Below are 13,472 nucleotides of genomic sequence, written 5' to 3'. Positions count from 1 at the left end.
TAGTTTGAATAGTTTTCAAATCTAATTCTATTCAGCTGAATTTTGATGAGTTTTTAGAATAATTTTGTAACTCGGATTCCGAAATTTTTTCAAATATCTTTTCTTTAACTGTGATCTTTGCCATTTTTACATGATTGAGTCCTTCTTTGTTTTCTGCTTTGAGATTAATTGCTGCAATTGCTAATGCTGCTGCATCCTCAAGACTCATTTCATTATTGTAATGTTTTTCCAAGAATGCATTTACTTCATCAGATCCTGAACCAATTGCAATTGCTGCATACTGAACATATGTTCCACTTGGATCAGTTACATAGATTGATTCTCCTTTTTGATCAATTCCTGCAATTATCAATGCAACACCGTTTGGACGAACTCCTGAATATTGAGTAAATTGATGAGATTGATCTGCTAAATGTTTAGCTACTGTTGCAACTTCGACAGATTCATCATATGTCATTTTATTTCCCTGTGAGAAGAATCTGGCACTATCTACTTGAACTCGTGCATCTGGAATATATCCTGCTGCAGCAACCCCGATATGAAAATCAACTTGGAAAATCTTCTGAGTTACATTTGCAGTCTGTAGTGCTCGTGGTTTCTCTTCTACTGCTAAAATTACTCCATCCTTGCTAAGTATTCCTAAAGCTAATGTTCCTCTTTTTACAGTCTCTATGGCATATTCTACTTGGTATATTCTGCCATCTGGAGAATACATTGTAGGTGTCATATCGTAACCACGTGATGCCATCATGTTATCACGAGTTTATTCTCAGTCAATTTAAGGGTAATTGTCTTGATATGAAATATGCATAATTTGGAAAAGATCTGGACATATGGTTTTAAGCATAATTGTCTAATTTTTAATTAACATGGCCAATCAACTAGTTCAATTCAAAGAAATTCTTAGATCTCAACCAAGTCAACAAAGAAAGGTCGATAAACAAACTCGCAATCTTCTTCTTTACTTGTTTACAAGTACTCGGGGTGGATTTACTAGGTTACGTATAGTGATGCATCTGCTAGAACATCCATACAATACCCATCAATTAGCACAAGAACTAGAGATAGATTACAAGGCAGTTCAGCATCACATGAATGTTCTTGAGAAAAACAACTTGGTTTCTAAAATTGGCGAAAAATATGGCGCAATTTTTCATCTGTCTAATTTTCTTGAAATTAATATCCACACCTTAGAAGAAGCCATTGACAAATTAGATAGAAAACTAAATCACAAAAAGATCTATCTCTAAACCTAAATCTTAATTTGCGATCAGCCATTTTAAACCAAACTTATATAATCTGATATTCTGTAATACGATCACCTTGGTTAAACATGACCCATTTGCAAATGCTACTCAACAAGTTAATGATGCATGTGATGTTTTAGGAATTAAAGACAAAGGCATTAGAGAATATTTGGCAATGCCAAACAAAGTTTTGAGAGTAAAGATTCCAGTAAAGATGGACAATGGTCAAATTAGAATTTTCACAGGTTTTCGTAGTCAACATAACAATGACAGAGGTCCTTACAAAGGTGGTATTCGTTACTTTAATCCTGAAGGTGGAGTTGAGTATATGGAACGTGAAGTCATGGCTTTATCTTCTTGGATGACTTGGAAATGTGCAATAGTTGATGTTCCACTTGGTGGAGGAAAGGGTGGAATTTTTGTAAATCCAAAAACTGAAAAGATTAGTGAAGGCGAACTTGAAAGACTGACAAGAGGATTTGCGTATAAAATTTCTGAAATAATTGGTCCTAACAAAGACATTCCAGCTCCTGACGTTTACACAACAGGAAAAGAAATGACACAAATCATGGATACTTTTAGCAAATTAAATGATAATCAATATTCTCCTGGAGTAATTACCGGAAAACCAATTTCAATGGGTGGTTCTCTTGCAAGAAACGTTGCAACTGGATTAGGCGCTGCATATACAATTAGAGAAGCAGCTAAAGCATTGAAATTAAGTTTGAAAGGAGCTAAAGTAGTATTACAAGGATTTGGAAATGCATCTACTTTTGCAGGTGAATATCTTGAAAAGATGGGTTCTAAAGTAATTGCAGTCAGTGATTCTAAAGGTTCTATCTCTATTCCAAATGGAGCAAAGGTTAGCAAAATTATTGAACATAAACAAAAAACAGGTTCTGTAGTTGGATTTCCTGGAAGCAAAAAAATCTCAACTGAAGAATTACTTACTACTAAATGTGATATTCTAGTACCTGGTGCACTTGAGAATCAAATTAATGCAGAAATCGCAAAGAATCTAAAGTGTAAAATTATTGCAGAAGCTGCAAATGGTCCAACATTGCCTGAAGCAGATCCAATTATCTTCCAAAAGAAAATTTTGGTAATTCCAGACATTTTGGCAAATTCTGGAGGTGTATGTATATCGTATTTAGAGTGGGTTCAAAACAACATGGGCTACTATTGGACATTTGATGAAGTTGCAAATAAGATGGAAGAAAATATCACTAAAGGATTCAAGGATGCTTATGCCGTTGCAAAGAAACACAAAATCGATATGAGAAAAGCAACTATGGTTCTAGCAGTAGGGCGTGTATTAGAGGCCTTTAACCAGAAAGGCATTTGGCCATAATCTTAGGCAAGATACGATTCATAACAAACTAGTTGTTCGATAAACATTATCTTTCCCTTTGTAATTAATCGAAGCTTTCGTTTGAAGGAAAGATCAACATTAGTTCTTCTTTGTAGTAAATTCAATGTTCTTCCTGTAAGCTGTCTTCCTTTCTTATCTCTGTCAAAAAGAATAATGATCTTTTCATATTTTGCCACCGAGTCTGTAAAATTAACCATTCCACCATATTTGTGAAATTCTAAAATTTGTCCTATATATCCAAGTTTTTTTAGAGCATTTGAATCTCTTTTTCCTTCTACTATTACTACACTATCTTGTATGGAATTTAATTCTAATATGAAATCTTTTAATTCTAAAATTTCTTGTTCTGTAACTAACATATTTTTAAAACTCATTCTAACATATTAAGCACTTTTGTTATAATAGAATAATGTCTAATGTATTGCTTGTACAAAATACAAAAATTGAAGGTTCAGGATATTTAGGAGAATTACTCCAAGATGATGGATTTGACATCACTTCAGTTAATGCAAAACATGAAGATCTTCCTAACGAAAAATTCTCTTTAGCTATAATTTTAGGTGCACCTGAGAGTGCAAATGATGATTTACCATATTTACAGGCTGAGCAAAAATTAATTAAAAATTATGTTGAAAAAAATATTCCTGTTTTAGGAATTTGTTTAGGTTCTCAATTGATTGCTAAAACATTTGGTGCTAAAGTATATCGTGGTCCAAGAAAAGAAATTGGTTTTTACAATGATTTGATAATTCATAATAACAATTCATTATTTTCAGGATTTGATAATCCATTTACTGTATTTCATTGGCATGGTGATACGTTTGATTTACCACAAAATGCTACGCGTTTGGTCTCATCTGAATATTATCCTAATCAGGCATTTCAGTACAAGAGTGCAGTTGGATTACAATTTCATTTAGAGGTTAATGAAGAAATGGTGAATCTTTGGATAAATAACACTGAGGAAAAATTGCAAAAAATTCCATACATTGATCCTCAAAAAATAAGATCTGATATCCATGAAAATATTTCAATTGTGAAAACAAATATGAAGAATTTTTACAATAATTTCAAATCTTCATTTCATCTTTGACCAAAGTTTAATATACTGAGTTTTAATTTCATCGATCGAACGATGACTGTGGTTAAGAAAATTTTTGAGGAAATTATTCAAACCGATCACAAAGTCATCACTGAAGAATCATCAAAATCTATTCTTAAAACGTATGGAGTTAAAGTTCCCCCATATGCTCTTGCAACATCTGCTGATCAAGCAGTTAAAGAAGCTAAAAAAATTGGTTTCCCACTTGTGATGAAAGTAGTGTCACCACAAATTTTACACAAGACTGATGTTGGTGGTGTTAAAGTAGGATTAGATAATGTGGATGATGTCAAAAAAACATTCAATGATATGTATGGTCGTCTTTCTAAAAAGAAAGGAGTAGAAGTTAAAGGAATTCTTCTTGAAAAGATGGTTCCAAAGGGTGTGGAACTAATTGTAGGTATTCAAAATGATTCTCAATTTGGTCCTATCATAATGGTTGGACTTGGAGGAATAATGACTGAGGTAATGAAAGATGTTGCCTTTAGAATGCTTCCTATTACAACTTCTGATGCAAAATCTATGATTAATGAACTAAAGGGTTCAAAACTTCTCAAAGGATTCAGAGGAAGTGAACCAATTGATCTTAATATGGTTGCAAAAATGTTAGTTCAAATTGGAAAATTAGGCGTAGACAATGCTGATTATATTAACAGCATCGACTTTAATCCTGTAATTGTTTATCCTAAATCTCATTATGTAGTTGATGCAAAAATTATTCTCAACAATGAATTAAAGAAAAATTCCATCTCAAAAGCAAAACCCAACAAAGAAAACATGGAGACATTCTTTACTCCCAAAACTGTTGCACTAGTTGGTGCATCTGCAACACCAGGAAAAATTGGAAACTCTATCTTAGATAGTCTTGTAAATTATGATTTTAAAGGAAAGGTTTATCCAATAAATCCTAAGGCTGATAAAATCTTTGGACAAAAATGTTATCCATCAGTTTCAGCTATTCCAGGTAATGTCGATCTAGTTGTGATTTCGGTTGATTTGTCTGTCACTCCTCCTGTCTTAGAGGACTGTGCAAAGAAAGGAGTTCACAGTGTGGTTATTGTTTCAGGAGGTGGAAAAGAGCTTGGAGGTGAACGTGCAGATTATGAAGCAGAAGTTGCAAGATTATCTAAAAAACATAACATTCGAATTATTGGTCCAAACTGTATTGGAATGTTTAATGCAGCAAATCGCCTTGATTGTGCATTCCAAGGACAAGAAAGAATGCTACGTTCCAAATTGGGCCCTGTTGCATTTTTCTCACAAAGTGGGACAATGGGAATTAGTATGTTAGAAAGCGCTGATGTCTTTGGGTTATCAAAGATGATTAGTTTTGGAAATCGCTCTGATGTTGATGAAGCAGATATGATATGGTATGCTGCAAATGATCCTCAAACTAAAGTCATTGGATTATACGTTGAAGGATTTGGTGATGGTAGAAAATTCATCAATACTGCTAAACGTGTAATGAAAGAAAAAAAGAAGCCTATCGTTATTTGGAAGAGTGGAAGAACTGCAGCAGGAGCAAAACAAGCAGCATCGCATACAGGCTCTCTTGGAGGCTCAAATGCAATTATTATGGGTGCATTCAAACAAGCAGGAATTATTTCAGTTGACAGTTATCAGCAACTAGCAGGAGTTCTAAAGGCATTAGCATGGCAACCTCCTGCAAAGGGTAACCGTGTTGCTATGACTAGTAATGGTGCAGGCCCAATGATTGGTGGAATTGATCAATTAGAAAGATTTGGTCTTACTATAGGAAAGTTATCTCCAAATCTTCTTAAAAAAATGAAAGCACGTTTTCCACCAGCGGTTCCAATTCACAATGGAAACCCAGCTGATGTTGGTGGTGGTGCAACAGCAGATGATTATAGATTTGTCATTCAACAATTCATGGAAGAAAAAAATATTGATATTGCAATGCCTTGGTTTGTTTTCCAAGATGATCCTCTAGAAGAAAAAATTGTTGACTATCTTGCAGAATTCCAAAAGAAAGGAAAGAAACCACTTTTAGTTGGATGTAATGGTGGCCCATATACTGAAAAAATGGCAAAATTAGTTGAAAAACATCAAGTGCCAGTTTATCAAGATCTTAGAACTTGGGTTGAAGCTGCAGGGGCATTAGCTCAATGGGGCAAATTTCTCAAAAAATAGATAACATTTAAGTCTCGCATAACTTGGCAAATTATTATGTCACTCGTTACCACATCTACTTCTGATGGCATTTGTACAGTCAAAATAAACAGACCTGACAAACTCAATGCTATGAATACTGATGTTGCAAAAGAACTAATCAAAACTTTTGAAGATCTAAACCAAAATGATGATGTCAAAGTTATCATTTTGACTGGTGAAGGTGAAAAGGCATTTTCTGCTGGTGCAGATATTGAATACATGTCAAAAATATCTCCAGATGAATCAGTAGAATATGCAAAAACTGGTCAACTTCTAACTGCCACTGTTGAATTGGTAAAACAACCAACAATTGCAGCAGTTAATGGTTTTGCTTTAGGTGGAGGATGTGAACTTGCAATGTCTTGTGATATTAGAATAGCAGCAGATACTGCTAGACTTGGTCAACCAGAAGTAACAATTGGTGTCCCTCCAGGCTGGGGTGGCACACAAAGATTGATGAGAATTGTGGGAATAGCAAAGGCAAAAGAACTTGTTTACACCGGCAAAATGATCAAAGCCGATGAGGCAAAAGAGATTGGACTAGTCAATCATGTAGTTCCTCTTGCATCATTACAGGAAGAAGCTTTGAAAATGGCACAACAAATTGCTGGAAACTCTACAATGGGCGTTCAAATGTCTAAAGTAGCAATCAACAAGGGAAGAAATGCAGATCTTGATACTGGTCTTGCACTAGAAATCCTTGCTTGGAGAAATTGCTTTACTCATCCAGACAGAGAAGAAAGAATGACTGCGTTTGTAAACAAGTCAAAGAAATAGCTATCTCCAATTTCTTTATTATTTTATTAAATTAAAAAATGGATTTGAATTCGTTTATTCTATTCTACGGTTACTGTTCCGACTCTCCATGGATGGAATGAACAATAGTAGTGATAAACTCCTGGTTTTTCAAAAGTAAATTCGTATACATCGCCAGTATCTAATGGAGGACTGTTAAACCAATCAACAACTTTTCCCTTATCGTCTAAGCTTTGGATGTTGTGCAATACTGAGTCCTCATTTACCCATGAAACTGTAGTGCCTGTTGAAATTTGAAGATTTAATGGAGAATAAAATCCTGCCTTTGAAATTTCAGAGTTTCCATTGGGTATCAACACTGATGCGTGTTTGATTTCTGGTTGTGACTCACCCATTTCTACAATTAGGATGTCATTTTCGATCAAAAATTTAATTGCATCAAGAAACTCTGTTTCTGAAATAATTCCTTGACCATACCATAATGCATTGTTTTTAACCCATTCGGGGATGGATTGAGCATTAACAGTATTGGCAGATAATGAAACCAAAATTATTGAAAACATCAATAATGGAAGACATATTTTCACAAACTTTTTCATACTATAATGCCATCTATAGTGAATTTATTCAATGAGTCTGCTTTGTCTTGCACTGTATACTGCTTTGTTATATCTAATTTTGATATTTATGGTATATGCAAGAACTAATTCAATCCCAAAAGATAATGGATGAAGAGAGAAAACAGATAGTTTTAGAAATCCTTGCTGATAAATACTGCAAGCAAATACTTCAAAATACTTTGGAAAAACCAAAGTCTGCCATGGAAATCTCAAGCGAAAAAAAGATCCCAATCAGTACTGTCTATCGAAGATTGCAAACTCTGTATGATGCAAAATTGCTCTCAATCTCTGGTTCGATTAGCCAAGATGGAAAAAAATACTTTCTATACAAAAGTAAAGTAAAGTCCATTTCTATCAATTGTGATTTGGAAGAAACAACTGTAGAATTAATTCCAAATTCTAGAATAAATTAATCATTGATTTTTCTTTAGATTAATTTACCCACAATTTGGTTTCTTATTTTATTTTTAGATTGAAAATTAATTATCAATTTTGAAATTCAATTCACTGTTTCAAATATGGCTTTGGTTTAAAATCACTAATGAATCCACCTGATCCAATCCAACAAAAAACTAGTGTTAGAGAAATTATGAATAGATTTGTTGTTTCTGTTGACTCATTTGTTACTGCCAATGATGCTGCAAAAATAATGGAAGATACTGGGGTTGGTGCAATGATTGTTTTAGAAAATAAACTTCCTATTGGAATTGTAACGGACAGAGATTTTGCAATTAAAATAGTTGCACATTCTAATTCTAATGATATTCCTGTAAAACAAATAATGTCGACACCTCTAATTTCTATTGATTCTGATTCTGATTTATGGACTGCCTCTGATCTAATGTCTACAAGAAAAGTTAGAAAATTACCCGTTATTGATGATGATAATGTGGTTGGAATAATTACCACAAGTGATTTGGTACAACATATTGCGGATCACTGAAATCTCTAATTTCTTCACAAATTAGCCTGAAACTAGAATTGTACTACTCTGTAGAGTTGCAAAAGCTTATTATAATTTGAACAGCCATTTTCTCTTATAATGGCAACTGAACAAACACAAAAGATGATCACAGTTTCAGCAAAAGCAGCTGAGAAAATCAAAGAATTCATGAAAGAAGAGGCAGAAGCCCCTGAATACCTTAGAGTATATGTTCAAGGTGGCGGTTGTTCTGGTCTATCTTATGGAATGGGCTTCGAAAAAGCACCAGAAGAAGATGACATCGTCATGGAAGAAAATGGTGTAAAACTCCTAGTTGACAGCTACAGTGTTGATCATCTACAGGGTGCTAACGTAGACTATATTGAAAGCCTAATGGGCTCTGGATTTAAAATCAATAATCCAAATGTTACAAAATCCTGTTCATGTGGTCACTCATTTAGCACTGAATAAACTAAAATCATTATTTTTCATTTTTATCTTCGATTAGCCCGTGGTGTTAATCGATTTTTAATTAAATTTCAAATATTTTTGAAGAAATTGCGATACCCTCATATATCGAAGGTAGAAACTCAAAATATGATAATTAAGGAGATGAATAATTTATGCCTCAATCAGGAATTGTCAAATATCATGTTAAACTTTCCTATGAAGTTGATGGGCTCGTTGAAAGAGCAGATATAATCGGAGCTATCTTTGGACAGACCGAAGGTCTGTTAGGTCCAGAGATGAATCTGAATGAACTGCAACGAGTTTCTAAAGTAGGTCGCATTGAAGTTAATGCAAAATCTACTGCCAACACTACGACTGGTGATGCATTAATTCCAATGAGTACTGATATTGATACTTGTGCATTAATTGCAGCAGGAATTGAAAGCATTGACAAAGTAGGTCCATTTGATTGTAAATTTAGATTAGAAGCAATTGATGATGTAAGAGCAGCAAAGAAAGACGATATTGTTAGACGTGCAAAAGAAATCAAGCAAAAATGGGCAACTAAAACTGTAAGTGAAGGAGAAAGTATGCTAAATGATGTTCATCAAGGTGATACTGGAAAACTATCCACTTATGGTCCATCCAAACTCACATGCAGTTCTGGATTGTTTGATTCTAACTGGGTAATTCTAGTTGAAGGACGTGCAGATGTGATTAATCTTCTAAGAGCTGGTTATGATAATGCATTGGCAATTGAAGGTGCTAAAATTGATGAATCTATCAAAGAACTATGTAATTCTAAAGATACAGTTGTTGCATTCTTAGATGGTGATAGATCTGGTGGCTTTATTCTCAAAGAGCTAAAATCTGTTGTTACTTTGGATTATGAACTCCAAGCAGATTCTGGAGTTGAAGTTGAAGAATTAACTCCACAAAGAATTGATGAAATACTAAGTCCAATAGCTGAAGAGATTAAAAGTGGAAAACCAACTGCTTCTCTAAAAAGTGAAGATGATAAACCACTTGCAGAAGTTGCATCCAAAATATTTCCAAATCTCAATGAAACTTTGGAAGCTGTTGCTCTAGATAGTGATCAAAATGAAATATTCAAGGTTCCTATTAGTGAAGTTGTAAGTAAACTCTCGACTCAATCAGGAATCAAATATCTCCTTCTTGATGGAATTATTACTCAGAGACTCTTAGAAGGCGCCAAAAATGCTGGAATTGAATATGTAATAGGACATAGAGTTGCAAAACTTTCCAACTCTGATGGAATGACACTAAAAACATTCGGTGACCTAGGCGTAGCATAGGATTCTAGATGACTGAACTAAAAATTCAGCACATCCTAACTCTATCTTATCTTCTATCAAAAGGTGCAAAATACAATTATGTTACCATTACAACCTCATCACTTGGAAAAAATATTAAAAAATCTCAGCAAGCTGCATCAAAGCATCTACTTGAGTTAGAACAAAATCAATTCATTGAAAGAATAATCAGTGGTAGAAATATCTCAGTAAAAATTACATCAAAAGGATATTCTGAAATGGTTAAACTATTATCCATTTTACAAAAGAGCTTAGATTCATCACCATCACATGTAGATCTTCAGGGAACATTAGTTTCAGGAATGGGTGAAGGTGCATACTACATGGCTCTTAAAGGTTATACAAAACAATTCAAATCAAAAATTGGTTACATTCCATTTCCGGGAACTCTAAATGTAAGATTAGATAAAAAAATTCATCAAGAGGCTATAAAACAATTTGAAACTCTCAATGGTGTAAAAATTCAAAGTTTTTCAGATGGTAAAAGGACATATGGTTGGGTTAAATGCTTTCAAGCTAAGATCAACAATTCCATAAATTGTGAATTAATTATTCTTGAGCGAACTCATCATGATGATTCTATCATTGAATTAATTTCTAAAGTATGTATTAGGAAATCTGGAAAACTCAAAGATGGCTCTAAAATATCAATCAGAATTCAAGTAAATTCCTAAATTCCGTGAATAGATTCCCCGTATTCTTTTTCAATTTTTGAGCTAGAACTCTCAGGCATTGGAGACTGTAATCTTGCTACAGTCGCTTCAAGTTCAATCTTTTTACATCCATCAATGATGAATTTTTCTTGATGAACTTGATCATACCCAAGTGCAATTATTTGGGGTCTGACACGATTAACTGTCTTGAAGATATCATCTTCTTGTCCAATTAAACAAAGATCAACTATGGATAATGATTGAACTAATTCCTGTCTTTGCTCTTGGCTATGCAATGGCCTTCTTTTTTTCATCTTTACTGCTGTATTGTCAGTTGCAACTACCACCACCAGAACATCTCCTAATGCCTTTGCAGCATTTAGAGTATGAATATGACCTGGATGAATAATATCAAAAACTCCCCCTGCTAAAACAACTCGTAATGAATTACGGCCAATTTCTGTCAGAGTTGTTCTGTCTTTATTGATTAATTGTTTTTTTACCAACTCATCAATTTTAGAATTAATTTCATTTAATGACAGACTAGTTTTTTTACTGATTATTTCAAATGGTGATATTCCTTCAATTTCTGATACATACATTGAAGAAAGAATGACCTTTTCACTTTGCTCCATTATTTTTCCTAACTTAGACCCTCTCTTTAATTCATCGCTAAAAACTACATTTTTGGATCAAGGCCTTTTGCCAATCTCAATGCATCAATTAATCCATCAGCATACCCGATACTCAAAATAGCTACCTCGTCTTGCCCATCTTCTAAAAATTTCTCAGCATCTTGAATGTATAATTCTGCATTTTCTAATATTATGTGAAATTCCTTCTGATCTTTGTAGAGTGGTTTGATTTCTTCTAATGCATCTCTTATCATTGGAACATATTTTCTCATCATTTGGGTAGAAATTTTACTAGTTTTTTCAGAATTGTCAAATGGTTCATCAATACACTCTCCTAATATCTTCAATGCATCTGATTCAGTAAAATGGAGCCTTCCTGGAATAATTATAGTGTGTGGTGGTTTTCCAAAGTCTTTTTTTCTTAGATTAGAAATTTTACCTGAAATTATAGTCTGATCTTTGAACCCGATTCTTGATGCAACGATAACAAATGTTGATAAATCAATAACATTTCTTATTTGTCCTTTTTCTGTTTCTAATAATCCCTTTAATGCAGTATTTGGTTCTAAGAAAAAATCCTTATCTTGATTATATTCTAATAGCAGAATTGTGTGATTTCCTTCAATGATATTTTTGTAAATTACATAGTATGGGGTAGTAAGTGATTTCATTTCACTCATTATTGTTGCAATTCTTCCAACTTTGTAAAAATGTAAACCACATTCACCAATCATAGATGTTAATGAGGATGATGCATGAATTGAGAATGTTTTGATTTTTTCTTGAATTGCCCTTATTCTTAATTCGATATGGGTTGTAGCAATATACGGATCTCCATATGATAATAAAACAACTTTTTTCTTCTTTGAATTTTTCAAAATCTCATTGCCGTCTTCAACTAACCATCTTTTTGCTTCTTTGAATTCTGCTTTTGTTGAATTTTTAATTTTTTTTAAATCTGATTTTCCAATTGGACTTGTAAATTGCTCCAAATAGACAATGTCTGCTTTAGATAAAACATCTAGAGCTTCAATTGGAATTGATTTGAATCCAGATACACCTAAACCTACAAACCAAAGCATTACTGCATCTTTCTATCGTGTAGTCTTTTTAAGTGCTGTAGAGTTTTTTTGAGAATTTCAATTCCACGTAGATACTCATCAATTGATACTTTTTCATCAATTGTATGTGCTTCGTGAGGATCACCTGGACCGTATGTGACAACTGGAATGTGCCATTGATTTCCTAGAACATTCATGTCTCCAGTACCTGTTTTTCTTATTAATGAAGGTCTTGAATTCTCAACTTCCATTATTCCTAGCGTGAAAGCCCTCACTAGAGATGAATTATGAGGCGCCTCAAATGGTTCAGTTTCATCAAGAATTGAATAAAATGCCTCTACTTCTCTTTTTTGTGCTATCTCTTTAACCAGCGTTGCAATTTTTTGTTCAACAGTTTTACAATCCATATCAACTGGGATTCGTATATCAAAAGTAGTTTCACAATCTTTTGGGGTTACATTATGACTTGTTCCACCCTTGATTTCAGTCATTGTTGCTGTTAACAACATTCCTTTTGATTTTTCATCTTGTCCATCCTCTAATTTGTCTTTGAGTTCTTTTGCAAAAATTATTGATTCTTGTATGGCGTTTTTTGAGAGCCATGGTGCACTTGCATGTGAACTATCATCCACACTGATCTTTAGATTAATTGCCAGTCTTCCTTTGTATGCAATTGTTACTTGTTTAATTCCACTTGGTTCTCCAAAAATTGCATAATCAATTCCTATCTTTTTTTTAACTAAATTTTTAATTCCAGTTGCATTGCCTTCTTCATCAACTGCTCCTACAAAAAATACGGTTCCGTTATTATTTTGAATAGAAGCTGCTGCAAATAACATTGCCATTAGTGGTGCTTTAGCATCTGATGCACCCCGACCATACAATGAATCTCCTTCTTTTCTTACCTTTACTTTTCCTGGAACTACATCCATATGTCCACATAACATAATTTTTGGCGAACCCGACCCCTTCTTTGCAATAATATTTCCAACTTCATCAATTTGAATTTCTTCAAATCCAAGATCATCGCATTTATCAGCTAAAAATTCTGCCATTGGCTTTTCACTAAGTGACGGTGTATACAATCTCAGTGCTTTCTCAAGCATTTTTACTGCATATCTTGGTGTGACGGTAAAATGTGTGTCCAA

At 33.7% G+C, this 13,472-nt stretch carries 16 protein-coding genes; 10 read left to right on the top strand and 6 right to left on the bottom strand.

The genetic code is table 11. The features are described 5' to 3' along the window. Window positions 1–31 precede the first annotated feature (31 nt). Window positions 32–751: an archaeal proteasome endopeptidase complex subunit alpha gene (locus tag K5790_RS05325; RefSeq protein ID WP_297593077.1), complete on the bottom strand. Its 720-nt coding sequence runs from the start codon at window positions 749–751 to the stop codon at window positions 32–34. 118 nt (window positions 752–869) lie between these two features. Here K5790_RS05325 and K5790_RS05320 point away from each other — a divergent pair, with 118 nt between their 5' ends. Together K5790_RS05320 and K5790_RS05315 are read left to right on the top strand one after the other, a co-directional pair. Next, window positions 870–1,250 carry a winged helix-turn-helix domain-containing protein gene (locus K5790_RS05320; RefSeq protein WP_297593075.1) on the top strand — a complete coding sequence of 127 codons (381 nt, stop codon included), beginning with the start codon at window positions 870–872 and terminating at the stop codon, window positions 1,248–1,250. A gap of 73 nt (window positions 1,251–1,323) precedes the next feature. Then, complete coding sequence (locus tag K5790_RS05315) at window positions 1,324–2,598, top strand: Glu/Leu/Phe/Val dehydrogenase (protein ID WP_297593073.1); 1,275 nt, start codon at window positions 1,324–1,326, stop codon at window positions 2,596–2,598. A 2-nt stretch (window positions 2,599–2,600) separates the two neighbouring features. Here the strand turns inward: K5790_RS05315 and K5790_RS05310 are convergent, their stop codons facing one another. Next, on the bottom strand, window positions 2,601–2,978 hold the full coding sequence (locus K5790_RS05310; RefSeq protein WP_297593527.1) for a toprim domain-containing protein: 378 nt from the start codon (window positions 2,976–2,978) through the stop codon (window positions 2,601–2,603). Between the two features lie 50 nt (window positions 2,979–3,028). On the opposite strand from K5790_RS05310, the gene K5790_RS05305 reads away from it, so the two are divergent. The 3 genes from K5790_RS05305 to K5790_RS05295 are packed head-to-tail and all read left to right on the top strand — an operon-like array spanning window position 3,029 to window position 6,670. Further along, complete coding sequence (locus K5790_RS05305) at window positions 3,029–3,712, top strand: type 1 glutamine amidotransferase (protein WP_297593071.1); 684 nt, start codon at window positions 3,029–3,031, stop codon at window positions 3,710–3,712. 42 nt (window positions 3,713–3,754) lie between these two features. Next, window positions 3,755–5,872, top strand: a complete 2,118-nt coding sequence (locus tag K5790_RS05300) for a 3-hydroxypropionate--CoA ligase (protein WP_297593069.1) — start codon at window positions 3,755–3,757, stop codon at window positions 5,870–5,872. Between the two features lie 36 nt (window positions 5,873–5,908). Beyond that, on the top strand, window positions 5,909–6,670 hold the full coding sequence (locus K5790_RS05295) for an enoyl-CoA hydratase-related protein (RefSeq protein WP_297593067.1): 762 nt from the start codon (window positions 5,909–5,911) through the stop codon (window positions 6,668–6,670). A gap of 59 nt (window positions 6,671–6,729) precedes the next feature. Here the strand turns inward: K5790_RS05295 and K5790_RS05290 are convergent, their stop codons facing one another. After that, a complete protein-coding gene (locus K5790_RS05290; RefSeq protein WP_297593065.1) occupies window positions 6,730–7,248 on the bottom strand; it encodes a plastocyanin/azurin family copper-binding protein in 519 nt (172 codons plus the stop codon). 95 nt (window positions 7,249–7,343) lie between these two features. Between K5790_RS05290 and K5790_RS05285 the strand changes: the two genes are divergently transcribed. From K5790_RS05285 to K5790_RS05265, 5 genes are all read left to right on the top strand, one after another. Continuing rightward, a complete protein-coding gene (locus K5790_RS05285; protein ID WP_297593063.1) occupies window positions 7,344–7,682 on the top strand; it encodes an ArsR family transcriptional regulator in 339 nt (112 codons plus the stop codon). Between the two features lie 128 nt (window positions 7,683–7,810). Then, the gene (locus K5790_RS05280) at window positions 7,811–8,212 is read left to right on the top strand and encodes a CBS domain-containing protein (RefSeq protein ID WP_297593061.1); all 402 of its coding nucleotides are present in this window, start codon (window positions 7,811–7,813) and stop codon (window positions 8,210–8,212) included. A 99-nt stretch (window positions 8,213–8,311) separates the two neighbouring features. Next, on the top strand, window positions 8,312–8,662 hold the full coding sequence (gene erpA, locus K5790_RS05275) for an iron-sulfur cluster insertion protein ErpA (protein ID WP_297593059.1): 351 nt from the start codon (window positions 8,312–8,314) through the stop codon (window positions 8,660–8,662). Between the two features lie 152 nt (window positions 8,663–8,814). After that, window positions 8,815–9,957 (top strand): DNA primase DnaG, encoded by a 1,143-nt coding sequence (gene dnaG / locus K5790_RS05270; RefSeq protein ID WP_297593057.1) that lies wholly within the window; start codon window positions 8,815–8,817, stop codon window positions 9,955–9,957. Window positions 9,958–9,965: 8 nt separating this feature from the next. Then, the gene (locus tag K5790_RS05265; RefSeq protein WP_297593055.1) at window positions 9,966–10,649 is read left to right on the top strand and encodes a CTP-dependent riboflavin kinase; all 684 of its coding nucleotides are present in this window, start codon (window positions 9,966–9,968) and stop codon (window positions 10,647–10,649) included. Here the strand turns inward: K5790_RS05265 and K5790_RS05260 are convergent. Genes K5790_RS05260 through K5790_RS05250 form a run of 3 tightly spaced genes read right to left on the bottom strand, consistent with a single transcriptional unit; the run spans window position 10,646 to window position 13,472 of the window. Beyond that, on the bottom strand, window positions 10,646–11,263 hold the full coding sequence (locus K5790_RS05260) for an FAD synthase (protein ID WP_297593053.1): 618 nt from the start codon (window positions 11,261–11,263) through the stop codon (window positions 10,646–10,648). The genes K5790_RS05265 and K5790_RS05260 overlap by 4 nt on opposite strands. Window positions 11,264–11,307: 44 nt before the next feature. Beyond that, window positions 11,308–12,345: a diphthine synthase gene (gene dph5, locus K5790_RS05255; protein ID WP_297593051.1), complete on the bottom strand. Its 1,038-nt coding sequence runs from the start codon at window positions 12,343–12,345 to the stop codon at window positions 11,308–11,310. Further along, window positions 12,345–13,472 carry a M20/M25/M40 family metallo-hydrolase gene (locus K5790_RS05250; protein WP_297593049.1) on the bottom strand — a complete coding sequence of 376 codons (1,128 nt, stop codon included), beginning with the start codon at window positions 13,470–13,472 and terminating at the stop codon, window positions 12,345–12,347. Before K5790_RS05250 ends, dph5 begins: the two co-directional genes overlap by 1 nt.

It is taken from the genome of Nitrosopumilus sp. (assembly GCF_025698945.1).
Taxonomy (GTDB): domain Archaea; phylum Thermoproteota; class Nitrososphaeria; order Nitrososphaerales; family Nitrosopumilaceae; genus Nitrosopumilus.
Note: the sequence above shows the minus strand (reverse complement) of the source record. Positions and strands in the feature narration are given on the sequence as shown.

Bases quoted from the DNA above. Each gene is read 5' to 3' on its own strand.
- K5790_RS05325 (WP_297593077.1), bottom strand. From the start codon at position 751: ATGATGGCATCACGTGGTTACGATATGACACCTACAATGTATTCTCCA.
- K5790_RS05320 (WP_297593075.1), top strand. From the start codon at position 870: ATGGCCAATCAACTAGTTCAATTCAAAGAAATTCTTAGATCTCAACCA.
- K5790_RS05310 (WP_297593527.1), bottom strand. From the start codon at position 2,978: ATGTTAGTTACAGAACAAGAAATTTTAGAATTAAAAGATTTCATATTA.
- K5790_RS05305 (WP_297593071.1), top strand. From the start codon at position 3,029: ATGTCTAATGTATTGCTTGTACAAAATACAAAAATTGAAGGTTCAGGA.
- K5790_RS05300 (WP_297593069.1), top strand. From the start codon at position 3,755: ATGACTGTGGTTAAGAAAATTTTTGAGGAAATTATTCAAACCGATCAC.
- K5790_RS05295 (WP_297593067.1), top strand. From the start codon at position 5,909: ATGTCACTCGTTACCACATCTACTTCTGATGGCATTTGTACAGTCAAA.
- K5790_RS05290 (WP_297593065.1), bottom strand. From the start codon at position 7,248: ATGAAAAAGTTTGTGAAAATATGTCTTCCATTATTGATGTTTTCAATA.
- K5790_RS05285 (WP_297593063.1), top strand. From the start codon at position 7,344: ATGCAAGAACTAATTCAATCCCAAAAGATAATGGATGAAGAGAGAAAA.
- K5790_RS05280 (WP_297593061.1), top strand. From the start codon at position 7,811: ATGAATCCACCTGATCCAATCCAACAAAAAACTAGTGTTAGAGAAATT.
- erpA (WP_297593059.1), top strand. From the start codon at position 8,312: ATGGCAACTGAACAAACACAAAAGATGATCACAGTTTCAGCAAAAGCA.
- dnaG (WP_297593057.1), top strand. From the start codon at position 8,815: ATGCCTCAATCAGGAATTGTCAAATATCATGTTAAACTTTCCTATGAA.
- K5790_RS05265 (WP_297593055.1), top strand. From the start codon at position 9,966: ATGACTGAACTAAAAATTCAGCACATCCTAACTCTATCTTATCTTCTA.
- K5790_RS05260 (WP_297593053.1), bottom strand. From the start codon at position 11,263: ATGGAGCAAAGTGAAAAGGTCATTCTTTCTTCAATGTATGTATCAGAA.
- dph5 (WP_297593051.1), bottom strand. From the start codon at position 12,345: ATGCTTTGGTTTGTAGGTTTAGGTGTATCTGGATTCAAATCAATTCCA.